Below are 23,103 nucleotides of genomic sequence, written 5' to 3' on the forward strand. Positions count from 1 at the left end.
GGCGCCGCGCGCAGGCGCCGTGAAGGATGGCGACGCGCCTCAATGCCCCAGCGGCGGTACCCATTGCGCGGCGGCAATACCAGCCTCCGTGGAGGTCCCGGGCGCATCCGCACGGGCCTGGGTGCCACCCAGCGCCTTGTACACCGCCACCGCGGCGATGTTGACCGCCGCCTCGGCCTCGGCCAGGGCGTCGTCGGCGGCCAGCTGGGTGCGCTGGGCATCGAGCAGGGTCAGGAAGTCGGTGCCGCCTTCGCGGTAGCCGACCTGGGCCAGGCGTTCGGCCTCGCGTGCGGCCTCGGCCTGGTCGACCACGATGCGCAGCCGCTCCTGGCGGCGGGCATAGTCCTGCAGCGCGTTCTCGGCATCCTCCAGCGCCGCGAGCACGGCCATCTCGTACTGCACCGCCGCCGCGTCGGCGCCGGCCTCGGCCGCGCGCAGGCGTGCGCGCACGCTGCCCATGTCGAACGCGGCCCAGCTGATCGACGGACTCACCTGCCAGGCCTCGTTGCGCCCGGCCACCAGCGAGGAGAACTCGCCGGACAGGAAGCCGGCGAAGCCGCGGATGCTGATCCGCGGGAACAGGTCGGCGGTGGCCACCCCTACCCGCGCGGTGGCCGAGGCCAGGCGACGCTCGGCGGCACGCACGTCGGGACGGCTGCGCAGCAGCTCGCGGGTATCGCCCAGCGGCAGCTCACGTGCGTAGGCCGCGACCGGCCGGGGTGCCAGCAGCTCGTCCAGCGCCCCCGGCTGCAGCCCCTGCAGCACGGCGAGCCGGTAGCGCGCGGTCGCCTCCATGGAGCGCAGCAGCGGGATGTCGGCCTCGATCGCCTTCAGCCGCGCACGGCTGCTGTGCACGTCCAGCGCGCTCCCCGCGCCCAGGTCGCGACGTGTCTCGGTCAGGCGCTGGGTCTGGTCGAGGTTGCGCAGGGTGCGCTCGGCCACCTCGATCCGCTTCTGGGTGCCGCGCAGCAGGAAGTAGTTGCGCGCCACCTCGGCGGCAATGCTCACCTGCACGTCGTCCAGCCCGGCCTGCTCGGCCTGCAGGTCGGCGCGCGCGGCTTCGGCGCCGCGACGCAGGCGACCGAACAGGTCCAGTTCCCAGGCCGCATCGAAACCGAGCGTGTAGACCTCGTCGATGCCACCGCCGGCCGCATCGGGCTGGCGGGTGCGGTCGCCGGTGGCGGCCGCACCCACGTGCGGCCACGGATCCAGCCGACGCTCGCTGAACACCGCGCGTGCCGCGCTGACGCGGGTCATGGCCAGGCGCAGGTCGGGGTTGGCCAGCAGCGAGTCGCTGACCAGCTTCTCCAGCACCGGGTCGTCGAACTGCGCCCACCACTGGGCCACGGCGACGCCGGGGGCGAAGGCTTCGCCGGTCGCGTTGTGCAGGTTCACGTCCGGCGGTACCGGAACGCGGTAGTCGGGCCCGACCGCGCACGCCGAGAGCACGGCGGTGGCGACGGCCACTACAAGGGTGCGGATCACCATGGCAGCGTTTCTCCCAGGTGGGTGAAGGTTCCGGTGGGGCCGTCGGCGCCCAGCAGTGCCATCGCGACACTGCTGCGGGCGCCATCGCTGACATCCATTTCGGCCCCGGGATTCATGTCGGTCTTGACGTTGCCGGGATGGATGGCATTGACCTTGATCCCCGCTTCGCGCAGTTCCCAGGCCAGCTGCACGGTCCAGGCGTTCACCGCGCTCTTGGAGGCGTTGTAGGCCGGGATCTTGATCGCGTAGTAGTCGGACTGCGGGTCGGCCTGCAGGGCGATCGAGCCGAGCACGCTGGACACGTTGACGATCCGCCCGGATCCGGAGGCGCGCAGCAGTGGCAGGAAGGCGCGGGTCACCTCGATCACGCCGAACACATTGGTATCGAAGGTTCGGCGCCAGGTTTCGGGGGACTGTTCCGAAGGCTTGCTGTCCCAGTCGTCCAGGGCAACGCCGGCGTTGTTGACCAGGATGTCGAGCCGGCCATGGCGGCGCTGCACTTCGTCGACGGCGGCGCGGATGCTTTCGCCGTCGGTGACGTCGAGCGCGATTGCCTCCACCGGCAGGCCCTGGGACTGCAGGCCGAGGCTGGCCTCGACCGCGCGTTCGCGGTCGCGCCCGGCCAGCAGCGTGTGGACCCCGGCCTGCGCCAGCTGGCGCACGGTTTCCAGGCCGATGCCGCGGGTGGCGCCGGTGACCAGGGCGATACGGGAAGTGGTGTTCATGGATGCGTTTCCTTTGTCATTCGTGGGGGACTGGCGCGGCGGGGGCGCCGCTGCCAGGAAAGGCTGCCGGCCCGGTGGCGACGGTTCGCGCCACATCCGGACATGGCAGGCGGGAACTCATGCGCGCACCTCGGCGCCGTCGGCATGCGCCGCGTGCGGCTCGTGGGTGACCAGCGGGCGGTTGGCCAGCTTGCGCAGGGCGACGTAGAACACCGGGGTCAGGAACAGGCCGAACAGGGTCACGCCGAGCATTCCGGCGAAGACGGTGATGCCGGTGACCGAGCGGACCTCCGCACCGGCGCCATGCGACAGCACCAGCGGCACGGTGCCGGCGATGAACGCCACCGAGGTCATCACGATCGGGCGCAGGCGCAGGCGGCAGGCTTCCAGCGCGGATTCGATGATTCCCTTGCCCTGCATCTCCAGCTCGCGGGCGAACTCGACGATCAGGATCGCGTTCTTGCACGCCAGGCCCATCAGCACCACCAGGCCGACCTGCACGAACACGTTGTTGTCGCCACCGGTCAGCCACACGCCCAGCAGCGCGGACAGCAGGGTCATCGGCACGATCAGGATCACCGCCAGCGGCAGGGTCCAGCTCTCGTACAGCGCCGACAGCACCAGGAAGGCCAGCAGCACCGCCAGCGGGAACACCACCAGCGCGGCCTTGCCCTGGGTCGCCTGCTGGTAGCTCAGCTCGCTCCAGTCGATGCCCATGCCCGGCGGCAGAACCTGCCCGGCCAGCTCGGTGATCTTCGCCATCGCCTCGCCGGAGGACAGCACGCGCGGATCGGCGTCGCCCATCAGGTCGGCGGCCGGATAGCCGTTGAAGCGGATCACCGGGTCCGGACCGTAGGTCTGGCGGATGTCGACCATCGAACCCACCGGCACCATCTCGCCCGCCGCATTGCGGGTACGCAGGTTGGCGATGTCGGTGACGTCGTCGCGGAACGGCGCGTCGGCCTGGGCGATGACCTGCCAGGTGCGGCCGAACATGTTGAAGTCGTTGACGTAGGCCGAACCCAGGTAGGTCTGCAGGGTCTCGAACAGCTCGGTCAGCGGCACGCCCTGGGCCTTGGCCTGGACGCGGTCGACCTCGGCATCCAGCTGCGGCACGTTGGCCTGGTAGCTGGAGATCGGGAAGCCCATGCCCGGCACCTGCGAGGCCGCGCCCTGGAAGGCCTGCACCGCGTTCTGCAGCTCGCCATAGCCCAGGCGGGTGCGGTCCTCGACGAACAGCGACCAGCCCGAGCCGTTGCCCAGGCCCTGGATGGCGGGCGGCATGAAGGCGAAGGTGAAGCCCTCCTGGATCGCGGAGAAGCGGGCGTTGAGCTCGGCCGTGATCTCCTCGGCCGTGGCCTTGCGCTCGCCGAACGGCTTGAGGGTGAAGAACACCACGCCGTTGTTCGGGGTGTTGGTGAACTGCAGCGGGTTCAGGCCCGGGAACGCGACCTCGTTCTGCACCCCCTCGACCTCGGAGGCGATCGCCGCCATGCGCTTGAGCACCGCGTCGGTGCGCTCGATCGAGGCGCCCTCGGGCATCTTCACGCCGGCGATGATGTACAGCTTGTCCTGTACCGGGATGAAGCCGGCCGGCACCGCGTTGAACATCACGCCCGCGCCGAGCAGCAGCACCGCGTACACCGCGAACACCGCGCCGCGACGCCCCAGCGCACGCCCCACCGCGCCCTCGTAGCGCTCGGAGCTGCGCTTGAAGAAGCGGTTGAACGGGCGGAACAGCCAGCCGAACAGGCGGTCGATGATCCGGGTCGGACGGTCCTTCTCCGCGCCATGCGGGCGCAGCAGCTTGGCTGCCAGGGCCGGCGACAGGGTCAGCGAGTTGATCGCCGAGATCACCGTGGAGATGGCGATGGTCACCGCGAACTGCTTGTAGAACTGGCCGGTGACGCCGGTGAGGAAGGCCATCGGCACGAACACCGCGCACAGCACCAGGGCGATGGCGATGATCGGCCCGGACACCTCGCGCATGGCCAGGTGCGCCGCCTGCAGCGGCGTGGCGCCGTCCTCGATGTGGCGCTCGACGTTCTCCACCACCACGATGGCGTCGTCGACCACGATGCCGATCGCCAGCACCAGGCCGAACAGGGTCAGGGTGTTTATCGAGTAACCCAGGACGTACAGCACGGCGAACGTGCCCACCACCGACACCGGCACCGCCAGCAGCGGGATGATCGAGGCGCGCCAGGTCTGCAGGAACAGGATCACCACCAGCACCACCAGGAACACCGCCTCCATCAGGGTGGTGATCACCGACTTGATCGAGTCGCGCACGAAGATCGTGGTGTCGTAGATCGACTGGATCTCCACGCCCGGCGGCAGGGTCTGGCGGATCTCCGCCATCTTGCCTACCACGGCGTCGCGGATCTCCAGCGCGTTGGCACCCGGGGCCTGGAAGATGCCGATGGCCGCCGCGTTCTTGCCGTCCAGGCGCGCACGCAGGGTGTAGTCGCCGGCCGCCAGCTCGATCCGGGCGACGTCGGACAGGCGCACGACCTGGCCATCGGCGCCGCTCTTGAGGACGATGCCGCCGAACTCCTCGACGCTCTCCAGCCGGCCCTTGGCGTTGATCGGCAGCAGGAAGTCGCTGCCGCCGGGCATCGGCTCGGCGCCGATCTGGCCGGCCGAGACCTGCACGTTCTGCTCGCGGACCGCACGCAGCACGTCGCCGGCGGTCATGTCGCGCGCGGCGACCTTGTCCGGATCCAGCCAGATGCGCATGGCGTAGTCGCCGCCGCCGAACAGCTGCGCATCACCCACGCCGGGGATGCGCGCCAGCTCGTCCTTGACGTGCAGGCGCATGTAGTTGCGCAGGTACAGTGAGTCGTACTGGCCGTCGGTGGAGGTCAGGTGCACCACCATCAGGAACACCGGCGACTGCTTCTGGGTGGTGATGCCCTGGCGGCGCACGTCCTCGGGCAGGCGTGCCTGCGCCTGGGCGACGCGGTTCTGCACCCGCACCGCGGCCTCGTCCGGGTCGGTGCCGGGGCGGAAGGTCACGGTCAGCTGCAGCACGCCGTCGGAGCCGGCAACGGACTTGAGGTACATCATGTCCTCGACGCCGTTGATGGCCTCTTCCAGCGGCGTGGCCACCGTCTCGGAGATCACCTTGGGATTGGCGCCGGGATACACGGTGCGGACCACCACCGAGGGCGGCACCACGTCGGGGTATTCGCCGATCGGCAGCAGCGGGATCGAGATCAGGCCCGCGGCGAAGATCACAATCGACAACACGGCCGCGAAGATCGGCCTGTCGATGAAGAAGCGCGAGAAGTCCATGGGGGTGGCTCCTGGATTCGGGAAAAGAAGGGCCCGCCCTCCCCACCATCGGGAGGGGGCATCAGGGGAGGACGGGCGCCTGAAGGGCCGCGCCGGGGCGCGGCGCCAAACCGCTCAGTTCATCGCGCGGCAACCGCAGGCGTGGTGGCGGGCTTGCCCATGACCACGGCCTGGGGCTGCACCGGCATGCCGGGGAAGAACACCTTCTGCACGCCGGACACGATCACCTTGTCGCCGGCGGACAGCCCCTGCTCGACGATGCGCAGGCCATCGGCCAGCCGGCCGATCACGATGTCGCGCCGCTGCGCCTTGCCTTCCTCGTCGACCACGTACACGTACTTGCGGTCCTGGTCGGTGAGCACGGCCTTGTCGTCGACCAGCGCGGCCTCGAAGCGGCCGCTGCCCGGCAGGCGGACACGAGCGTAGAGGCCCGGGGTGAAGCGACGATCGGCGTTGTCCAGCACCGCGCGGGCGCGGATGGTGCCGGTGCCGCGGTCGACCTGGTTGTCGAGGAAGTCGACCTTGCCCTCGTGCGGGAAGCCTTCCTCGTCGGCCAGCGCGACCTGCACCGGCAGCGTGCCCTCGCGCTCGCTGGCGCGCTTGCCGCTGCGGGCCAGCTCGGCATAGCGCAGGAAGCTGCGCTCGTCGGCGTCGAAGTGCACGTGCACCTTGTCCAGCGAGACCAGGGTGGTCAGCACGCTGGCACCATCGCCGGCGCCTACCAGGTTGCCGGCGGTCACCAGCGCCCTGCCCGCGCGGCCGTCGATCGGCGCGCGCACCCGGGTCCACTCCAGGTCCAGGCGGGCGGCGTCGACCGCAGCCTGGGCCGCGGCCAGGTCGGCCTGGGCCTGGCGGGCGGCGGCGCGACGCTGCTCCCAGGTCTCGACCGAGATGGCCTGCTCCTCGGACAGCCGGCGCGCACGCTCGGCCTCGCTGCGCGAGACCTCGGCCTGGGCGCGGGCCCGGGCCAGCGCCGCCTCGGCGCGTGCCAGCTCGGCGCGGTAGCTGCGGGCGTCGATGGTGAACAGCACGTCGCCCTTCTTCACTTCCTGGCCTTCGCGGAAGTTCACCGATTCGATGTAACCGGACACGCGCGGACGCAGCTCGACGCTCTCGACCGCTTCGATGCGGCCGCTGAACTCGTCCCACTGCTGCACCGGACGCACTGGGACCTCGGCGACGCCGACTTCCGGCGGCGGCATCTGCTCGGCGGCCTGGCCGCCGGTGCAGCCGGCGAGGACGGTCAGCGCGATCGCGCCGCTGGCACCCAGCGCCAGCAGGCGGCGCGGACGGATGTGGGGTCGGATCTTCCTGTTCATGGGGGTGGCCTCGTATGGCATGGGGAGAGGGAAGTAATGCGGACGGCTTCCTGCCTCCCGCGGATCGGGCAAGTCGTTCGTGTTCATGCGGCCCATCCCGGGCCGGGCGTGCCGGACGCGGCATCGAGCACCGCGGCGAAGTCGCGGCCGAGCATTCCCGGCGGACGCTCGCCGGCGGTGTCGGCGTAACTGACGATGGAGCGCGCATCGGGACTGCTGGTGGCCAGCAGCGAGACCATGGCGCGACCGATGCCCAGCGTTCCGTGCCAGCCGGCGCAGGCGCGGCCGGTGTTGTCCGGGGTCCATACCGGCGCATCGATCGACAGCATCTGCACGCGCACGCCCAGCGGTTGCGCTTCCTCGTGCAGCACCTGGACCAGCATCCGGCTGGCGGCGATCGCGACCGAGGCGTGGCCGTAGCCGGCCCAGCCGCAGCGCGCATGCGGGCCGCCGGCCAGCAGGTAACGGTCGCCGCCGCGCCGCTTCAGCAGCGGCAGCAGGTGCCGGGCCGCGGCCAGGTGCGGGAGCACTTCCTGCTCGAAGCTGGCCGTCAGTACCGGCGCCGGCTGGTCGAGCAGGCGCGAGGTCCGGCGCACGCCGGCGGTGGCATCCACGACGCCGCGCAGCCCACGTGGCCGGCGCGAGACGCGCCGCGCCAGCTCGGCGGCGGCGCCGTCGTCGGAGACCGAGGCGACCATCACCTCCAGCCCCGGCTCGTCGGCGTGCATGGCCGCCAGCCGCTCCAGGCGCGAGGCGTCGCGCGCCACCGCCAGCACCGGGCTGCCGGCTTCCAGCAGCGCGGCGACCACGCCCGAGCCGACGCGACCGCTGGCGCCGAGCACCAGGACCTCTGGAGCCAGCATCCCGCTCATGGGATTTTTTCTCCCGTTGCCGGGATAATCCCGTCAGAGCGACCGTGGCGGCAGCGGCGGGTGGCCGGCAGGGTGACGCCGCCCTGCTGCCGCCGGCGCGGCACGGTGAACTCGCGGAAATGCCCACGGGGCCTGCTTTCCCCCATTCGCGGGAGGTGCAAGTCATTGTCGACACTGGGGGCGTCGACGCGGGAAATGAGGGCCTTGAGGCGCCGTAACAGCATGGCGGCTCTCCTTCGTCGGGGAATGGAGAGGCAAGTTACGCCTCGAATCTGGACTTGATTAGTCCGGATTAAAGGGAATAATCGTCCCGCAGCAGGTCCAATCTCCTGCCGTCACCTTCTCCCCCCAGGATTCCCCCCCCCATGGCCTACGACCTCAACGACACCCTCGTCTTCGTCAAGGTGGTCGAACAGGGAAGTTTCATCGCCGCGGCCCGCTCGCTGGGCCTGCCCAAGACCACCGTCAGCCGCAAGGTCCAGGAGCTGGAGACGCGTCTTGGCGCGCAGCTGTTGCACCGGACCACGCGCCGCCTCGGCCTCACCGAGGCCGGCAACGTCTACTTCGAGCACTGCCAGCGCATCGCCCAGGAACTCGAGGAAGCCGAGGGCGCTGTCGGCCAGCTGCAGGGCGGCCCGCGTGGCTGGCTGCGCTTCACCGTGCCCTACTCCATCGGCATCGCCTGGATCTCGCCGCTGCTGGGCGAGTTCCATGCGCGGTATCCGGAGATCCGGCTGGACATGCACATGAGCAACGACCAGGTCGACCTGATCGGCAGCGAGATCGACGTGGCCCTGCGTGGTGGTCCGCTACCGGATTCGACCCTGATCGCGCGGCGGCTGGCCGGTTTCCGCACCCAGGTGTTCGCCAGCCCGGACTACCTCAGTCGCCACGGCGAGCCGCTGCATCCGGACGAACTCCAGCACCACCGCATCCTCGCCGTGCGCAAGCACTACCACTCGCATCCGACCCGGATCACCTGGCCGCTGAGCGACGGCACCGACACCACCGAGTTCCCGATCAACCCGCTGATGGTCGCCAACGATCCGTCGGCACTGATCGGCGCGGTGCTGTGTGGCGAAGGCCTGACCCTGGCCACCGACGTGACCGCCAAGCCCTACGTGGAAAGCGGCGCGCTGCGCCGGGTGCTGGCGGGCTGGACCGGGCCGGAGGTGGACTTCAACGCGGTGTTCCCGCGCGGCCGGGTGATGTCGCCCAAAGTGCGTGCGTTCGTCGACTTCCTGGTCGAGCGCCTGAGCACCAATGCGGACTACATGATGATGCACTGCCCCGCGCGCTGCCCGCACGAGGCCGCGGCGGAGAAGGCGACCATGGAGGAGGCAAGCGTGCGCGAGGGCAAGCGCATCCTCGAGGAAGTGGCGGCCTGACTGCCCGGGGATTGGCCCCAAGAAGAAGGGGCCGCTTACGCGGCCCCTTCTTCGTCATGCCTGTCGCGTGCGTGGATCAGGAACGCACCGGCACCAGGGTGATCTCGACGCGGCGGTTGGCGGCGCGGCCGGCCTCGGTGTCGTTGCTGGCGATCGGATAACGCTTGCCGGCACCGACGGTGATGAAGCGCTGCGGATTGATGTTCTGCGACACCAGGAACTGGGTCACCGCATTGGCGCGCTGCTCGGACAGGCGCTGGTTGACCTCGTCGCCGCCGACGCTGTCGGTGTGGCCGGCGACCTCGACCACGGTCTTGTCGTACTCGCGCAGGACCTCGGCCACGCTGCTGAGCACCGGGTAGAACTGCGGGTCCAGGTTGGCGCTGTTGAAGCCGAAGGTCACGTTGCCCGGCATGTTCAGGGTGATGTTGTCGCCGTTGCGGGTGACGCTCACGCCGGTGCCCTGCAGCTTGGCGCGCAGCGCGTTCTGCTGGCGGTCCTGGTAGGCGCCGACCGAGCCGCCGGCCAGGCCACCGATGCCGGCGCCGATCAGGGCGTGCTGGCGGCGCTCGACCGCGCTGTTGCCGGTCAGCAGGCCGGCGGCGACGCCGATGCCGGCGCCGATCAGCGCACCCTTGCTGGTGCGGTTCATCTGCTGGTCGCCGGTGTACGGGTTGGTGGTCTGGCAACCGGTGGCCACGGCCGCGACCAGGGCGGCGGTGCCGAGCAGGTTCAGGGTCTGCTTGCGGAAGTTCATTAGGGGCTCCTGTTCGGACGATGCGGCATGGCCGCGGCGCCCCGGATGCTAGTCCGGGGCCCGTGAACGGACAATGTCGATCGCGCCGGGACCCGACGGACGGTTACTCGAACGAGCCCACCGCGTCGTTGGCCAGGTTGTCGAAGCGGGTGTACTCGCCGAAGAAGCGCAGCTTCACCGCGCCGGTCGGACCGCTTCGGTGCTTGCCGATGATGACCTCGGCCAGGCCCTTGTCCGGCGAGTTTTCCTTGTTGTAGTACTCGTCGCGGTAGATGAACAGGATGATGTCGGCATCCTGCTCGATGGCGCCCGATTCGCGCAGGTCGGCCATCACCGGGCGCTTGTCGGTACGCGTTTCCAGCGAGCGGTTGAGCTGGGACAGCGCCATCACCGGCACGTTGAGCTCCTTGGCCAGGGCCTTGAGCGAACGGCTGATCTCCGAGATCTCGGTGGCGCGGTTCTCGCTGTTGCCCGGCACCTGCATCAGCTGCAGGTAGTCGATCACCACCAGGCCCAGGCCGTGCTCGCGCTTGAGACGGCGGCACTTGGAACGCAGCACGTCCGGCGACAGCGCCGGGGTGTCGTCGATGAAGATCTTGGTTTCCTTCAGCATCCGGATGGCGCTGGTGACGCGGCTCCAGTCCTCGTCCTCCAGCTGGCCGGTGCGCAGGCGCTGGGCGTTGACCCGGCCGTTGGAGGAGATCAGGCGCAGCGCCAGCTGCGCGGCCGACATTTCCATCGAGAACACCGCCACCGCCTTCTTCGACTTGATCGCCGCGTACTCGGCGATGTTCAGCGCGAAGGTGGTCTTGCCCATCGCGGGACGCGCGGCAAGGATGATCAGGTCCGTCGGCTGCAGGCCGGCGGTCATGTTGTCGAACTCGGTGTAGCCGGTCGGCAGGCCGGTGATGTTGCCGCCGCTCTCGAAGCGCTTCTGCAGCACCTCGAAGGCGTCGCGCAGCGCGGTGTTGAGGCCGGTGAAGTCGGTGCGGCCGCGGGCGCCGGCCTCGGCGATGGCGAACACCTCCTGCTCGGCGCGGGCCAGTAGCTCGGCGCTGTCGCGGCCTTCCGGCTGGAAGCCGTTGTTGATGATCTCGGTGCCGACCTCGATCAGCTGCCGCAGCACCGCCTTGTCGCGCACGATCTCGGCGTAGGCGCGGATGTTGGCGGCCGACGGCGTGGTCGTGGCCAGCTCGACCAGGTAGGCGCCGCCGCCGATCTGCTCCGAATAGCCCTGCGAGTCGAACCACTCGCCCAGGGTCACCGCGTCGAACGGCTGGCTCTTCTCGGCCAGCTCGCGGATCGCGCGGTAGATCAGCTGGTGGTCGCGGCGGTAGAAGTCCTTCTCCACCAGCACGTCGCCGACGGTGTCGTACGACTCCGGCGCCAGCATCAGGCCACCCAGCACCGCCTGCTCGGCCTCGACCGAGTGCGGCGGGACCCGCAGCTGCTCGATGCGGCCATCGGCGCCATCGCGGTCACGGTCGCGTTCGCGGTCTCGGTCTTTGCGGAAGCCGGGGCGTGCTGCCATTCGGGGTGGTTCCTCGGGTTGGCCGGCGCAGCGGGCGCACGGCCGGGTGGATCAGGTGCGGCTGGCCATCGTATGCGGGGGCCGGGGCCGCCGCCATGGATAACCCTGTGCATAACGCGTGGACATCTCGCCGGACGAGACGCCCACAAAAGCGAAGGGCGCCTTGCGGCGCCCTCCGTGGGTCCTGCGGCCTGGGCCGATCAGGCTTCCGGCTCGACCACGACCTTGACGGTGGTCTCGACGTCCGCGTGCAGGGCGATCTGGACCTCGAACTCGCCGACGTGGCGGATCGGGCCTTCGCCCATGATGACCTCGCTCTTCTCGACCGGCAGGCCGGCGGCGGTGAAGGCCTCGGCGATGTCGCGCGGGCCGACCGAGCCGTACAGCTTGCCTTCGGTCGAAGCGTTGGCCTTGACGGTCACGCTGGCGCCTTCCAGCTTGGCCAGGCGGCCCTGGGCGTCGTCGAGCAGGGCCTTGGCCTTGGCTTCGTACTCGGCGCGCTTGGCCTCGAACTCGGCCAGGTTGGCGGCGGTGGCCGGCACGGCCTTGCCCTGCGGGACCAGGAAGTTGCGGCCGTAGCCCGGCTTCACGGTGACCTTGTCACCCAGGTTGCCGAGGTTGACGACCTTCTGCAGAAGGATCAGATCCATGGTGTTGCTCCTCTATCCGTTAGCCGCGGCATGGAAGCGCGGCAACGCGTGCTGTCCGGATCGGACGAATGGGTTTGCAGCCAGCAGCTGACGTGCCCCGCCAGGGGCCGCATTGGATGCGGCCCCGGGGATGCCACGGATCAGATGTCGTGGTTGTCGGTGTACGGGATCAGGGCCAGGAAACGGGCGCGCTTGATCGCGGTCGACAGCTGGCGCTGGTAGCGCGACTTGGTGCCGGTGACGCGGCTCGGAACGATCTTGCCGTTCTCGGTCAGGTACTGGCGCAGGGTGTTGAGATCCTTGTAATCGATCTCCTTGACGCCCTCGGCGGTGAACTTGCAGAACTTGCGACGACGGAAGAACTTGGACATGGGTGTGCTCCTTAGGCGGCGGCTTCGGCGTTGTCGCCGTCGGTATCGGCGGCGGCGGCAGTGCCCTCGCCTTCCTCGTCACGGCGGCGGCGCTCGCCACGCTCGGGCTTGTCGCCCTTCTCGTCCTTGCTCTTCATGATCAGCGACTGCTCGGTCTCCGGGCCATCGCGGCGGATGACCAGGTGGCGCAGGATCGCGTCGTTGAAGCGGAAGGTCTCGACCAGCTCGTCGATCGCGGCCTGGGTGACCTCGGCGTTGAACAGGACGTAGTGGGCCTTGACCAGGTTCTGGATCGGGTAGGCCAGCTGGCGGCGGCCCCAGTCTTCCAGGCGGTGGATGGAGCCACCGGCGTTCTCGATCAGGCCCTTGTAGCGCTCGATCATCGCCGGCACCTGCTCGCTCTGGTCCGGGTGGACCAGGAACACGACTTCGTAATGACGCATTGTGTTTTCCTTGTGGATGCGGCCCTTGCGGGCCTGGCAGCCCCCCGTCGACCGGGAACGGAAGCGGTGGGGCAAGGGCCCCGCGACCTGCAGGCAGGCGCGGGGAGCCGGAAATTATGCCGGCCCGGGGACTTGGACGCAAATGGCGGCTCCGGGCCGGGTCAGCTGGCCCTGGCGGGACCGGCCGCTCCGGGCCAGCCAGCAGCTGGCTCAGGCCGGCTGGGTGGTGAAGCTCTCGCCGCAGCCGCACTCGGCCTTGGCGTTCGGGTTGCGGAACACGAAGCCCTCGCCCAGGCCCTGGCGGGCGAAGTCGATCTCGGTGCCGTCCACCAGCGGCAGGCTGGTGGCGTCGACGTAGATCCGCACCCCGGCATGCTCGAACACGGTATCGCCCTCGCGCTGGTCGCGGGCCAGGTCGGCCACGTGGCCCCAGCCGGAGCAGCCGGTGCGCTCGACGCCGAAGCGCAGGCCCAGGGCCTGCGGGTCGCGCTGCAGGAAGCGCTGGACGCGCTCCAGGGCGGCGGGGGTGAGGGTGATGGCCATGATCGGGGGAACCTCCGTGAACAGCGCGCCCATTATAGGCACCGGGCACCGCGGGCCGCCGGCCCGGGCGTGGAACGCAGCGGGCCGGCCGGCACGGCGCCTCGCCTGCCGCCACGTGCAACCGCTACACTTCCGCCCTTCCAGATGGGCTTCACGACACAAGGATTCAAGCCATGACGGTGGTCAGCGTCGAACATGCGCTCGCGGGCAAAGTTGCCGCCGGCGGCGAAGTCACGGTACGCGGCTGGGTGCGTACCCGGCGCGACTCCAAGGCCGGGCTGAGCTTCGTCAACGTCAGCGACGGCTCCTGCTTCGCCCCGATCCAGGTCGTGGCCCCGGCCAGCCTCGGCAACTACGAGTCCGAGGTGAAGCACCTGACCACCGGCTGCTCGGTGATCGCCACCGGCACCCTGGTGCCCTCCCAGGGCCAGGGCCAGAGCTTCGAGATCCAGGCCTCCAGGATCGAGGTGGTCGGCTGGGTCGAGGATCCGCTGACCTATCCGATGCAGCCCAAGCAGCACTCGCTGGAATACCTGCGCGAGTTCGCCCACCTGCGCCCGCGCACCAACCTGTTCGGCGCGGTCACCCGCATCCGCCACTGCCTGGCCCAGGCCGTGCACCGCTTCTTCCACGAGCGCGGCTTCTACTGGATCAGCACCCCGATCATCACCACCTCCGACGCCGAGGGCGCCGGCCAGATGTTCCGGGTTTCGACCCTGGACCTGGCCAACCTGCCGCGCACCAAGGACGGCGAGGTCGACTTCTCGCGCGACTTCTTCGGCAAGGAAACCTTCCTCACCGTGTCCGGCCAGCTCAATGTCGAGGCCTATGCCCTGGCCCTGAGCAAGGTCTACACCTTCGGCCCGACCTTCCGCGCCGAGAACTCCAACACCACCCGCCACCTGGCGGAGTTCTGGATGATCGAGCCGGAAATCGCGTTCGCCGACCTGGCCGCCGACGCCGACCTGGCCGAGGACTTCCTCAAGTACCTGTTCCGCACCGTGCTGGACGAGCGCGCGGACGACATGGCCTTCATCGCCGAGCGCGTGCAGAAGGACGCGATCACCCGCCTGGAGTCGTTCATCAACGCGCCGTTCGAGCGCATCGACTACAGCGAGGCGATCCGCCTGCTGCAGGCGTCGGGCAGGAAGTTCGACTTCCCGGTCGAATGGGGCCTGGACCTGCAGACCGAGCACGAGCGCTGGCTGACCGAGGAGCACGTGGGCCGCCCGGTGGTGGTGATGAACTACCCCGAGCACATCAAGGCCTTCTACATGCGCCTGAACGACGACGGCAAGACCGTCGCCGCGATGGACGTGCTGGCCCCGGGCATCGGCGAGATCATCGGCGGCAGCCAGCGCGAGGAGCGCCTGGACGTGCTGGACGCGCGCATGGCCCAGTTCGGCCTCGAGCCGGAGCACTACCAGTGGTACCGCGACCTGCGCCGCTACGGCGGCGTGCCGCACGCAGGCTTCGGCCTGGGCTTCGAGCGCCTGGTGGTCTACACCTGCGGCCTGTCCAACATCCGCGACGCGATCGCCTACCCGCGCGCGCCCGGCAGCGCCGAGTTCTGATCCCCACGCCAGCCTCCACGCCCGCGACGGCGTGGAGGCAGTTGCTCTTGCGAATCACGCATCCCGAATCCCCAATCACGGCCCGCAAATGATCCTGTTCCTGGCCCTGTGTTTCGTCGGCGTGGCCATCGCCGGGGCCAGCGCCTTCGTCATCTTCTGGCCACTGACCCTGGTCCACATCCGCGACCGCCACGCCGGGGGCGCAGCCGACTTCGGCCCGGGCGCGTTCCTCGCGCCTGCCGCCCTGGGCTGGCTGCTCAGCGGGCGTTACCACGCCGTCGGGGACCGTTCCCTCAGCGGCCTGGCCACTCCGGCCCGGGTCGCGCTCATCACCATCTTCGTCGGACTGGGCATGGCCGCCCTGCTCTGGCTTGTCTCGGAGCTAGGCCTATGACACGTGACACCTGGTGGGTCGCCACCCTCGGCCGCACCCTGCACTGGGCGCGCCTGCGCGAACGCGAGGCCGGTACCGCCGAGGTGCTGGACCACGACGGCGCCCTGCACACCTACGACAGCGAGGACACCGCCCGCTCCATGCTGCTGGACGCCGACTTCGTCGAGTTCGACGGCCTGGACGAGGAGGATGCGCTGGCCCGCGGCTTCTCGCTGGACGAGCTGGCCCCGCCGCGCGCCGACGACGATGCCGCGCTGCTGCCGCTGATGACCGTGAACCTGGGGCGCGACGCCTGAGATGTACACGCCGCGCGCCTTCGCCGAGGACGACCTCGCGGGGCTCGACGGCCTGCTGGCGCGCGATCCGTTCATCACCCTGGTCACCTCCGGGGCGGATGGCCTGCCCTTCGCCAGCCACCTGCCAGTGCTGTACCGGCGCGACGGCGAGCGTGTCGGACTGGAAGGCCACTGGGCCCGCCCGAACCCGCAGGCCGGCCACGCCGGCCCCGCGCTGGTGATCGTCCACGGCCCGCACCACTACGTCTCGCCGGGCTGGTACGCGGACAAGGCCGAGGCCGCGCGGGTACCGACCTGGAACTACGCCGCCGCACACCTGTACGGCTCGCTGGAAGCCTTCACCGGAGAGGACGACCTGGCCTCGCTGGTTGCCCGCCTGGGCCAGCGCTTCGAGCCTGGCGTGGGCGGTGACTGGGCCTACGACCACGCCAATCCGCGTGAACGCGCCCAGCTGCGCGGCATCGTCGGCTTCCGTTTCCATGCCGGGCGGATCGAACTGAAATTCAAGCTCAACCAGAACCATCCGCCAGCGAATGTGCAGGGCGCGATCGACGGCCTGCGCGCGCAGCCGGGCGAGGCCGCGGCCGAGGTGGCCGCGCTGATGACCTCGCGCCTGTCCGGTCGCCGGACCTGAGCGGATTCCACGCGTGCCGTGAACGGCAGCCTCGGGGATAATGCAGCGATGAGCGAAGACCTCCACGACCTGATCTCCCGCAACCACGCCTGGTCCGAGCGCGTCCGCGCCGAAGACCCGGAGTTCTTTTCCCGGCTGTCCAAGCAGCAGGCGCCCGAGTACCTCTGGATCGGGTGCTCGGACTCGCGCGTACCGGCCAACCAGATCATCGACATGGCCCCGGGCGAGGTGTTCGTCCACCGCAATGTCGCCAATGTGGTCGTGCACACCGACCTCAACTGCCTGTCGGTGATCCAGTTCTCGGTGGACGTGCTGAAGGTCAAGCACATCCTGGTGGTGGGCCACTACGGCTGCGGCGGCGTGTATGCGGCGCTGACCCGCCAGCGCCTGGGCCTGGTCGACAACTGGATCCGCCACGTCACCGACGTGGCCGAGCACCACGCCGACTGCCTCGGGCACGCCGGCGACACCGAGGTCCAGCACGCGCGCCTGTGCGAGCTCAACGTGCTCGAGCAGGTGGTCAACGTGTGCAAGACCCACGTGATCCGCGATGCATGGGATCGCGGCCAGGAACTGACCGTGCACGGCTGGGTCTATTCCCTGCGCGACGGCCGCGTCCACCACCTGGGCATGGACGTGGACCGCATCGAGGACCTGGAGCCGAAGTACCAGGCCGCCCTCGCCCGGATCGAACAGGACCGCGACCTGCGCTGATCCTTCCCCACCAGCAGGAGCCGCCATGTTCTCCGCCCCGATCAACCTGCAGGCCTGGATCGAGGAACACCGCCACCTGCTCAGGCCCCCGGTGGGCAACAAGTGCATCCACGACGGCGACTTCATCGTGATGGTCGTCGGTGGCCCCAATTCGCGCACCGACTTCCACTGGGACGAAGGCCCGGAGTGGTTCCTGCAGCTGGAAGGCGAGATGGTGCTACGCGTGCAGGAGAACCGCGATGGCGGCCCCGGCTCGCTGCGCGAGATCCCGATCCGCGCCGGCGAGACCTTCCTGCTGCCGCCGCGCACCCCGCACTCGCCGCAGCGCATGGCCGGCGGCGTGGGCCTGGTGATCGAGCGCAAGCGCCTGCCGCACGAGCGCGACGGCCTGCTCTGGTACTGCGAGCGCTGCAACCACAAGCTGTACGAGGAATTCTTCCAGCTGCAGGACATCGAGCAGGACTTCCCGCCGGTGTTCGACCGCTTCTTCGCCTCCATCGAGAAGCGCACCTGCGGCCACTGCGGGCACGTGCACCCGCCCCGCGCCGCGGCCCCGCGCGCAGCATCCGAGGAGACCGAATGAGCGACATCGCCGCGCTGGTGCGCGAACTGGACGCAGCCGATCCGCTGCGCGGATTCCGCGACGAGTTCCTGGTGCCGCCACATGGCGGTGGCGAGCAGCGCTACTTCGTCGGCAACTCGCTGGGCCTGCAGCCGCGCGGCGCGCGCGCCCACGTCCTGGAGGTGCTGGACAAGTGGGCGGCCGAAGCGGTCGAAGGCCATTTCAGCGGCGATACCGCCTGGATGGAGTACCACCGCCTGGTGCGCGAGCCCCTGGCACGACTGGTCGGCGCGCGTCCGGATGAAGTGGTGGCGATGAACACGCTGACGGTGAACCTGCACCTGATGCTGGCCAGCTTCTACCGCCCAGACGCGCGACGCCCGGTGGTGCTGATGGAAGCCGGCGCCTTCCCGTCCGACCGCCACGCGGTGGAATCGCAGATCCGCCTGCACGGGCTGGATCCGGCCGAGTGCCTGGTCGAGGTCGAGGCGGACGAATCCAACGGCACGCTTTCCGACCAGGCCATCGCCGATGCCATCGCCGCCCATGGCCCGCGTCTTGCGCTGGTGCTGTGGCCGGGCATCCAGTACCGCACCGGCCAAGCCTTCGACCTGGCGCGGATCGCGGCGCTGGCGCACGCCCAGGGCGCCAGGGTCGGCTTCGACCTGGCCCACGCCGTGGGCAACCTGCCGCTGGCCCTGCACGATGCAGGGGCCGACTTCGCGGTGTGGTGCCACTACAAGTACGTCAACTCCGGACCCGGCGCGGTCGCCGGCTGCTTCGTCCACGAGCGCCATGGCAATGCCAATCTGCCGCGCATGGCCGGCTGGTGGGGCCATGAGGCCTCGACCCGCTTCCGCATGGCGCCGGAGTTCGTGCCGGCCGTGGGCGCCGAGGGCTGGCAACTGTCCAATCCGCCGGTGCTGGCGATGGCGCCGCTGCGCGCCTCGCTGGAGCAGTTCGAACGTGCCGGCGGCATGGCCGCGCTGCGCGCCAAGTCCGAACGGTTGACCGGACTGCTGGAACGGCTGATCCACGAGCGCCTGGCCGACACCCTGCAGGTCGTCACCCCCGCCGAACCGCAGCGCCGCGGCTGCCAGCTCTCGCTGCGCGTGGCCGGCGGCCGCGGGCGCGGCCGCGCCCTGTTCGAGCACCTGCGCGAGCGCGGCTTCCTCGGCGACTGGCGCGAGCCGGACGTGATCCGGATCGCCCCGGTGCCGCTGTACAACCGCTACGCCGACGTACTCGAGCTGGTCGAGGAAGTGGAGCGCTGGCGCGCCGGCTGAGGCCGGCGTCCCTGTTCCGTCCCGGGCGCGACCGCCCTCCCCGCTCCTCGCCCACAGGATCCCGCCTTGGACAGTCGTGACTCCCGCTCCCTGACCCTGATCGGCGCCGGCCTGGCCGGCTCGCTGCTGGCGATCCTGCTCTCCCGGCGTGGCTGGAAGGTCACCATCTACGAGCGCCGTAGCGATCCGCGGATCAAGGGCTACGAATCGGGCCGCTCGATCAACCTGGCCCTGGCCGAGCGTGGCCGCCATGCCCTGCGCGCCGCCGGCGTGGAGGAAGCGGTGATGCGCCAGGCGGTGATGATGCGCGGGCGCATGGTCCACGCCACCGACGGCAGCACCATGCTGCAGCGCTACGGCCGCGACGATTCCGAGGTGATCTGGTCGGTGCACCGTGCCGACCTCAACATGACCCTGCTGGAGGCGGCCGAACGCGCCGGCGCCACCATCCACTTCCACCGCCGCCTGCATACCGTGGACTTCGATGCCGGCTACGCACGCCTGATCGACGACCGCGACGACCAGCCACACGACATCCGCTTCGACACCCTGATCGGCACCGACGGCGCCGGATCTGCGCTGCGCGCGGAGATGGTGCATCGCGCCGGCATCGGCGAGCGCACCGAGTTCCTGGACCACTCCTACAAGGAGCTGACGATCCCGCCGGCGCCGGATGGCGGCTTCATGATCGAACCGCATGCGCTGCATATCTGGCCGCGCGGACACTACATGTGCATCGCCCTGCCCAACGACGAGCGCACCTTCACCGTCACCCTGTTCCTGCCCAACCAGGCCGCGCCGGGCAGCGGGGACCCCTGCTTCGCCAGCGTGCGCAGCGGCGCCGAGGTGCGCGCCCTGTTCGCCCGCGACTTCCCGGATGCGCTGCCGCTGATCCCGGACCTGGAGAGCGACTGGGAGAACCATCCCCCGGGCCTGCTGGGCACGCTCTACCTGGACACCTGGCACATGGGCGGACGCGCGGTGGTGCTGGGCGATGCCGCCCACGCGATGGTGCCGTTCCACGGCCAGGGCATGAACTGCGCCTTCGAGGACTGCGTGGCCCTGGCCGATGCGATGGACCGCCACGAATGCCTGGCCGATGCCTTCGCCGCGTTCGAGGCCGAGCGCAAGCCCAATGCGGCGGCTATCCAGGCCATGGCCTTGGAGAACTACATCGAGATGCGCGACCGGGTGGACGATCCGGACTTCCTGCTGCAGCGCGAACTGGAGCGGGCGCTGCAGGCGCGCCATCCCACCCGCTTCGTGCCGCACTACACCATGGTGACCTTCATGCGCGTGCCATACGCGGTGGCGCACGAACGCAGCGAGGTGCAGCGCCGCATCCTGGTCGATGCCACCGCCGGCCACGAAGACCTGTCGCAGATCGACTGGGACGCGCTGGAACGGCGCATCCAGGCCGAGCTGCCGGAACTGGACGGCGCGCGGTGAACCGCCACCCGCCGCACGCGGGCTTGCGGCAATCGCGCGCGGCCCGTCCAATACCTGCATGACCGACAGCTTCCTGTTCTACGACCTGGAGACCTTCGGCGCGGACCCGCGCCGAAGCCGCATCGCCCAGTTCGCCGCCGTGCGTACCGACCGCGAGCTGCAGGTCGTGGACGAGCCGATCAGCCTGTTCGTCAGGCCGGCCGACGACCTGCTGCCCTCACCGGTGGCCACCCTGATCACCGGCATCGCCCCGCAGCACGCACTGCGCGAAGGCCTGAGCGAGGCCGAGGCGACCGCGCGCATCGTCGAGGAAATGTCACGCCCGGGCACCTGCACCCTGGGCTACAACTCGCTGCGCTTCGACGACGAGTACGTCCGCCACACCCTGTTCCGCAACTTCTTCGATCCCTACGAGCGCGAGTGGCGCGGCGGCAACTCGCGCTGGGACCTGCTGGACGTGATGCGCCTGGCCCACGCCCTGCGCCCCGAAGGCATCGAATGGCCCAAGCGCGAGGACGGCGCGACCTCGTTCAAGCTCGAGCACCTGGCCCTGGCCAACAACGTGCGCGAGGGCGATGCTCACGAGGCGCTGTCGGACGTGTACGCGACCATCGGCCTGGCCCGCCTGCTGCGCCAGGCCCAGCCGCGGCTGTGGGACTACGCCCTGCGCATGCGCGAGAAGCGCCATGCCGCCAGCCTGCTGGACACCTTCGCCATGAATCCGGTGCTGCATGTCTCGCAGCGCTACCCGGCCGCACGCATGTGCGCGGCGGCGGTGCTGCCATTGGCCGTGCATCCGGACATCAGCAACCGGGTGATCGTGTTCGACCTGGACGGCGACGTGGACGCGTTGCTCGAACAGGCGCCAGAAGAGATCGCCGACCGCCTGTACACGCCGGTGGCCGACCTGCCGCCGGGCGTGTCCCGGGTGCCGTTGAAGGAGGTCCACCTCAACCGCTCGCCGATGCTGGTGCCATGGGGCCACCTGCGCGCGCCGGACTTCCAGCGCCTGGGCATCGACCCGGAGCTGGCGCTGGCCCGCGTCGAACGCCTGCGTGCGCACGGCCCGGAACTGGCCGAGAAGGCCCGCCAGGTCTACGCACGGGGGGCACGCGAGCGCGGCGAGGAGGACGTCGACGGCGCGCTGTACTCCGGCTTCTGCGGCGACGGCGACCGCCGCCTCTGCGTCCAGGTGCGCGCCACCGCGCCGGCCGACCTGGGCAGCCGCGCCTTCGAGTTCCGCGATCCGCGCCTGCCGGAACTGCTGTTCCGCTACCGTGCCCGCAACTGGCCGGAAACCCTCACGCCGGACGAGCGCGGGCGCTGGGATGATTACCGCCGCAGGCGCCTGCTGGCCGACAGCGGCCTGTCCGAATACACCTTCGAAACCTTCTTTGCCGAGATCGCGACGCTGCGCGCGACCCATGCCGGCGACGGCCAGCGCCTGGTGCTGCTGGACCAGCTGGAAGCCTGGGGCCGCGAGCTGCACGACGGACTATGACTGCCTACTTCAGCGAGGCCAGCCTGCGCTTCCTGCGCGGCCTGGCGCGACACAACGACAAGGCCTGGTTCCAGGCCCACCGTGCCGACTACGAGGCGCACGTACGCCAGCCATTCCTGCGCCTGATCGGCGACCTGCAACCGGCGGTGGCCGCGATCAGCCCGCACTTCCGCGCCGATCCGCGCCCGGTGGGCGGCTCGCTGTTCCGCATCCACCGCGACGCGCGCTTCTCCAACGACAAGTCGCCGTACAAGAGCTGGCAGGGCGCGCGCCTGTTCCATGAGCGCCGCCGTGAAGTGCCCGCGCCCTCGTTCTACGTGCACCTGCAGCCGGGGCAGAGCTTCGTCGGCGCCGGGCTGTGGCATCCGGAGTCCGATACCCAGCGCAAGGTCCGCCAGTTCATCTTCGACAACCCGGAGACCTGGCGGCGCTCGGCGCACGCGCGGGCATTCCGCCGCCGCTTCGACCTCGACGCCACCGAGGTGCTGGTGCGCACGCCGCGTGGTTTCCCGGCCGACTTCGAATTCATCGACGACCTGCGCCACCGCAACTGGGTGTTCTGGCGCCCGCTGGACGACGCCACCATGACCGGCCCGCGCCTGCGCACGACGCTGGAGAAGGACCTGGCCGCGTTGGGCCCGTTCGTCGACTACCTCTGCGCCGCCCTGGACCTGGAGTTCTGAGCATGGCCGCAATGCCCGTTCCTTCCCGAAAGAGCCGCTGGCGCCTGCCGCTGGTTGGCGCCGGCCTGCTCCTGGTCCTGCTGGCCGCCTGGATCGCCGCGGGCCCGTGGCTGGCGGTGCGTGGCATCGCCGACGCGCTGGAACGGCGCGACAGCACTGCCCTCGCCCGCCATGTCGATTTCCCGCGGCTGCAGGCCAACCTGCGGGCGCAGGTGCAGGACCGCATGGTGCGCGCGGCCGGTGCGGACGTGGCCTCGCATCCACTGGGGGCGCTGGCGCTGGCTGCCGCAGGCAGCGTGGCAGGCGCCGGGGTCGAGCTGGCGGCTACTCCGCAGGGCGTGGCCGCCCTGCTGCAGGGCCATGTGCTGTGGCAGCGGGTACGCGGCCGCGACCGTGGCTCCAGCGAGGGCTGGAGCGTTGAACCGGCACGTCCGTTGCGGGATGCACGGCTGAGCTATGAATCGCTTTCCCGGGCCACCGTGACCGTCCAGCATGCGCCCGGCAATACCAGCGTCTGGGTGCTGCAGCGCCAGGGCCTGCACTGGCGCCTGGTCGATGTCCGCCTGCCGGGCGACCCGGCCGCGCCGCCACCGGCCTGACGCAGCCCTGTCCGTCCGGTAGTTTTT

General features: G+C 70.1%; 23 protein-coding genes. 12 read left to right on the forward strand and 11 right to left on the reverse strand.

Annotation, left to right across the window (positions count from 1 at the left end; translation table 11 throughout):
• Positions 1-39: 39 nt before the first annotated feature.
• The 5 genes from PSESU_RS08370 to PSESU_RS08390 form a co-directional block, all read right to left on the reverse strand.
• Entirely contained in the window at positions 40-1,488 is a 1,449-nt protein-coding gene (locus tag PSESU_RS08370) for an efflux transporter outer membrane subunit (RefSeq protein WP_013535337.1), read from the reverse strand.
• Positions 1,482-2,213: an SDR family oxidoreductase gene (locus tag PSESU_RS08375; RefSeq protein WP_013535338.1), complete on the reverse strand. Its 732-nt coding sequence runs from the start codon at positions 2,211-2,213 to the stop codon at positions 1,482-1,484. The genes PSESU_RS08370 and PSESU_RS08375 overlap by 7 nt, the downstream gene beginning before the upstream one ends.
• 117 nt (positions 2,214-2,330) lie before the next feature.
• Complete coding sequence (locus PSESU_RS08380) at positions 2,331-5,510, reverse strand: efflux RND transporter permease subunit (RefSeq protein ID WP_013535339.1); 3,180 nt, start codon at positions 5,508-5,510, stop codon at positions 2,331-2,333.
• 119 nt (positions 5,511-5,629) lie between these two features.
• The gene (locus PSESU_RS08385) at positions 5,630-6,829 is read right to left on the reverse strand and encodes an efflux RND transporter periplasmic adaptor subunit (protein ID WP_013535340.1); all 1,200 of its coding nucleotides are present in this window, start codon (positions 6,827-6,829) and stop codon (positions 5,630-5,632) included.
• 83 nt (positions 6,830-6,912) lie between these two features.
• A complete protein-coding gene (locus PSESU_RS08390) occupies positions 6,913-7,701 on the reverse strand; it encodes an SDR family NAD(P)-dependent oxidoreductase (RefSeq protein ID WP_013535341.1) in 789 nt (262 codons plus the stop codon).
• A 365-nt stretch (positions 7,702-8,066) separates the two neighbouring features.
• Between PSESU_RS08390 and PSESU_RS08395 the strand changes: the two genes are divergently transcribed.
• The gene (locus PSESU_RS08395) at positions 8,067-9,089 is read left to right on the forward strand and encodes a LysR family transcriptional regulator (protein WP_013535343.1); all 1,023 of its coding nucleotides are present in this window, start codon (positions 8,067-8,069) and stop codon (positions 9,087-9,089) included.
• Between the two features lie 76 nt (positions 9,090-9,165).
• Here PSESU_RS08395 and PSESU_RS08400 read toward each other — a convergent pair whose 3' ends face one another.
• The 6 genes from PSESU_RS08400 to PSESU_RS08425 form a co-directional block, all read right to left on the reverse strand.
• Positions 9,166-9,846, reverse strand: a complete 681-nt coding sequence (locus tag PSESU_RS08400; RefSeq protein WP_013535344.1) for an OmpA family protein — start codon at positions 9,844-9,846, stop codon at positions 9,166-9,168.
• Between the two features lie 103 nt (positions 9,847-9,949).
• Entirely contained in the window at positions 9,950-11,377 is a 1,428-nt protein-coding gene (locus tag PSESU_RS08405) for a replicative DNA helicase (RefSeq protein WP_013535345.1), read from the reverse strand.
• A 200-nt stretch (positions 11,378-11,577) separates the two neighbouring features.
• Positions 11,578-12,027, reverse strand: coding sequence for a 50S ribosomal protein L9 (gene rplI / locus PSESU_RS08410; RefSeq protein ID WP_013535346.1), 450 nt, complete (start codon positions 12,025-12,027; stop codon positions 11,578-11,580).
• 140 nt (positions 12,028-12,167) lie between these two features.
• On the reverse strand, positions 12,168-12,398 hold the full coding sequence (gene rpsR, locus PSESU_RS08415; RefSeq protein ID WP_013535347.1) for a 30S ribosomal protein S18: 231 nt from the start codon (positions 12,396-12,398) through the stop codon (positions 12,168-12,170).
• A gap of 11 nt (positions 12,399-12,409) precedes the next feature.
• Positions 12,410-12,841, reverse strand: a complete 432-nt coding sequence (rpsF, locus tag PSESU_RS08420) for a 30S ribosomal protein S6 (protein ID WP_013535348.1) — start codon at positions 12,839-12,841, stop codon at positions 12,410-12,412.
• A gap of 210 nt (positions 12,842-13,051) precedes the next feature.
• Entirely contained in the window at positions 13,052-13,384 is a 333-nt protein-coding gene (locus tag PSESU_RS08425) for a HesB/IscA family protein (RefSeq protein WP_041764704.1), read from the reverse strand.
• A gap of 173 nt (positions 13,385-13,557) precedes the next feature.
• Between PSESU_RS08425 and asnS the strand changes: the two genes are divergently transcribed.
• The 11 genes from asnS to PSESU_RS08480 all read left to right on the forward strand — a co-directional run bounded on the left by asnS (position 13,558) and on the right by PSESU_RS08480 (position 23,076).
• The gene (gene asnS, locus PSESU_RS08430; RefSeq protein ID WP_013535350.1) at positions 13,558-14,958 is read left to right on the forward strand and encodes an asparagine--tRNA ligase; all 1,401 of its coding nucleotides are present in this window, start codon (positions 13,558-13,560) and stop codon (positions 14,956-14,958) included.
• Positions 14,959-15,046: 88 nt separating this feature from the next.
• A complete protein-coding gene (locus PSESU_RS08435; RefSeq protein ID WP_013535351.1) occupies positions 15,047-15,352 on the forward strand; it encodes a hypothetical protein in 306 nt (101 codons plus the stop codon).
• The gene (locus tag PSESU_RS08440) at positions 15,349-15,648 is read left to right on the forward strand and encodes a hypothetical protein (RefSeq protein WP_013535352.1); all 300 of its coding nucleotides are present in this window, start codon (positions 15,349-15,351) and stop codon (positions 15,646-15,648) included. The genes PSESU_RS08435 and PSESU_RS08440 overlap by 4 nt, the downstream gene beginning before the upstream one ends.
• A 1-nt stretch (position 15,649) precedes the next feature.
• A complete protein-coding gene (locus PSESU_RS08445) occupies positions 15,650-16,282 on the forward strand; it encodes an FMN-binding negative transcriptional regulator (RefSeq protein WP_013535353.1) in 633 nt (210 codons plus the stop codon).
• Positions 16,283-16,330: 48 nt separating this feature from the next.
• Entirely contained in the window at positions 16,331-16,996 is a 666-nt protein-coding gene (gene can / locus PSESU_RS08450; RefSeq protein WP_013535354.1) for a carbonate dehydratase, read from the forward strand.
• Positions 16,997-17,021: 25 nt separating this feature from the next.
• Entirely contained in the window at positions 17,022-17,579 is a 558-nt protein-coding gene (locus tag PSESU_RS08455) for a 3-hydroxyanthranilate 3,4-dioxygenase (RefSeq protein WP_013535355.1), read from the forward strand.
• Positions 17,576-18,844 carry a kynureninase gene (gene kynU / locus PSESU_RS08460; protein ID WP_013535356.1) on the forward strand — a complete coding sequence of 423 codons (1,269 nt, stop codon included), beginning with the start codon at positions 17,576-17,578 and terminating at the stop codon, positions 18,842-18,844. Before PSESU_RS08455 ends, kynU begins: the two co-directional genes overlap by 4 nt.
• A 66-nt stretch (positions 18,845-18,910) precedes the next feature.
• On the forward strand, positions 18,911-20,293 hold the full coding sequence (locus PSESU_RS08465) for an FAD-dependent oxidoreductase (protein WP_013535357.1): 1,383 nt from the start codon (positions 18,911-18,913) through the stop codon (positions 20,291-20,293).
• A 58-nt stretch (positions 20,294-20,351) separates the two neighbouring features.
• On the forward strand, positions 20,352-21,794 hold the full coding sequence (sbcB, locus tag PSESU_RS08470; protein WP_013535358.1) for an exodeoxyribonuclease I: 1,443 nt from the start codon (positions 20,352-20,354) through the stop codon (positions 21,792-21,794).
• Positions 21,791-22,477, forward strand: a complete 687-nt coding sequence (locus tag PSESU_RS08475) for a DUF2461 domain-containing protein (RefSeq protein WP_013535359.1) — start codon at positions 21,791-21,793, stop codon at positions 22,475-22,477. The genes sbcB and PSESU_RS08475 overlap by 4 nt, the downstream gene beginning before the upstream one ends.
• Before the next feature lie 11 nt (positions 22,478-22,488).
• Positions 22,489-23,076 (forward strand): DUF2939 domain-containing protein, encoded by a 588-nt coding sequence (locus tag PSESU_RS08480; RefSeq protein WP_155942744.1) that lies wholly within the window; start codon positions 22,489-22,491, stop codon positions 23,074-23,076.
• Positions 23,077-23,103: the final 27 nt, after the last annotated feature.

Origin of the sequence: Pseudoxanthomonas suwonensis 11-1, from assembly GCF_000185965.1 — a bacterium.
In the GTDB taxonomy this organism is placed as follows: Bacteria; Pseudomonadota; Gammaproteobacteria; order Xanthomonadales; family Xanthomonadaceae; genus Pseudoxanthomonas; species Pseudoxanthomonas suwonensis_A.

Coding starts and splice junctions, on each gene's coding strand:
- PSESU_RS08390 (WP_013535341.1), bottom strand. CDS start 7,701: ATGAGCGGGATGCTGGCTCCAGAGGTCCTGGTGCTCGGCGCCAGCGGT.
- PSESU_RS08395 (WP_013535343.1), top strand. CDS start 8,067: ATGGCCTACGACCTCAACGACACCCTCGTCTTCGTCAAGGTGGTCGAA.
- PSESU_RS08375 (WP_013535338.1), bottom strand. CDS start 2,213: ATGAACACCACTTCCCGTATCGCCCTGGTCACCGGCGCCACCCGCGGC.
- PSESU_RS08475 (WP_013535359.1), top strand. CDS start 21,791: ATGACTGCCTACTTCAGCGAGGCCAGCCTGCGCTTCCTGCGCGGCCTG.
- sbcB (WP_013535358.1), top strand. CDS start 20,352: ATGACCGACAGCTTCCTGTTCTACGACCTGGAGACCTTCGGCGCGGAC.
- PSESU_RS08405 (WP_013535345.1), bottom strand. CDS start 11,377: ATGGCAGCACGCCCCGGCTTCCGCAAAGACCGAGACCGCGAACGCGAC.
- PSESU_RS08370 (WP_013535337.1), bottom strand. CDS start 1,488: ATGGTGATCCGCACCCTTGTAGTGGCCGTCGCCACCGCCGTGCTCTCG.
- can (WP_013535354.1), top strand. CDS start 16,331: ATGAGCGAAGACCTCCACGACCTGATCTCCCGCAACCACGCCTGGTCC.
- PSESU_RS08400 (WP_013535344.1), bottom strand. CDS start 9,846: ATGAACTTCCGCAAGCAGACCCTGAACCTGCTCGGCACCGCCGCCCTG.
- PSESU_RS08445 (WP_013535353.1), top strand. CDS start 15,650: ATGTACACGCCGCGCGCCTTCGCCGAGGACGACCTCGCGGGGCTCGAC.
- PSESU_RS08385 (WP_013535340.1), bottom strand. CDS start 6,829: ATGAACAGGAAGATCCGACCCCACATCCGTCCGCGCCGCCTGCTGGCG.
- rplI (WP_013535346.1), bottom strand. CDS start 12,027: ATGGATCTGATCCTTCTGCAGAAGGTCGTCAACCTCGGCAACCTGGGT.
- PSESU_RS08425 (WP_041764704.1), bottom strand. CDS start 13,384: ATGGCCATCACCCTCACCCCCGCCGCCCTGGAGCGCGTCCAGCGCTTC.
- PSESU_RS08380 (WP_013535339.1), bottom strand. CDS start 5,510: ATGGACTTCTCGCGCTTCTTCATCGACAGGCCGATCTTCGCGGCCGTG.
- PSESU_RS08435 (WP_013535351.1), top strand. CDS start 15,047: ATGATCCTGTTCCTGGCCCTGTGTTTCGTCGGCGTGGCCATCGCCGGG.
- asnS (WP_013535350.1), top strand. CDS start 13,558: ATGACGGTGGTCAGCGTCGAACATGCGCTCGCGGGCAAAGTTGCCGCC.
- rpsF (WP_013535348.1), bottom strand. CDS start 12,841: ATGCGTCATTACGAAGTCGTGTTCCTGGTCCACCCGGACCAGAGCGAG.
- kynU (WP_013535356.1), top strand. CDS start 17,576: ATGAGCGACATCGCCGCGCTGGTGCGCGAACTGGACGCAGCCGATCCG.
- PSESU_RS08440 (WP_013535352.1), top strand. CDS start 15,349: ATGACACGTGACACCTGGTGGGTCGCCACCCTCGGCCGCACCCTGCAC.
- PSESU_RS08455 (WP_013535355.1), top strand. CDS start 17,022: ATGTTCTCCGCCCCGATCAACCTGCAGGCCTGGATCGAGGAACACCGC.
- PSESU_RS08480 (WP_155942744.1), top strand. CDS start 22,489: ATGCCCGTTCCTTCCCGAAAGAGCCGCTGGCGCCTGCCGCTGGTTGGC.
- rpsR (WP_013535347.1), bottom strand. CDS start 12,398: ATGTCCAAGTTCTTCCGTCGTCGCAAGTTCTGCAAGTTCACCGCCGAG.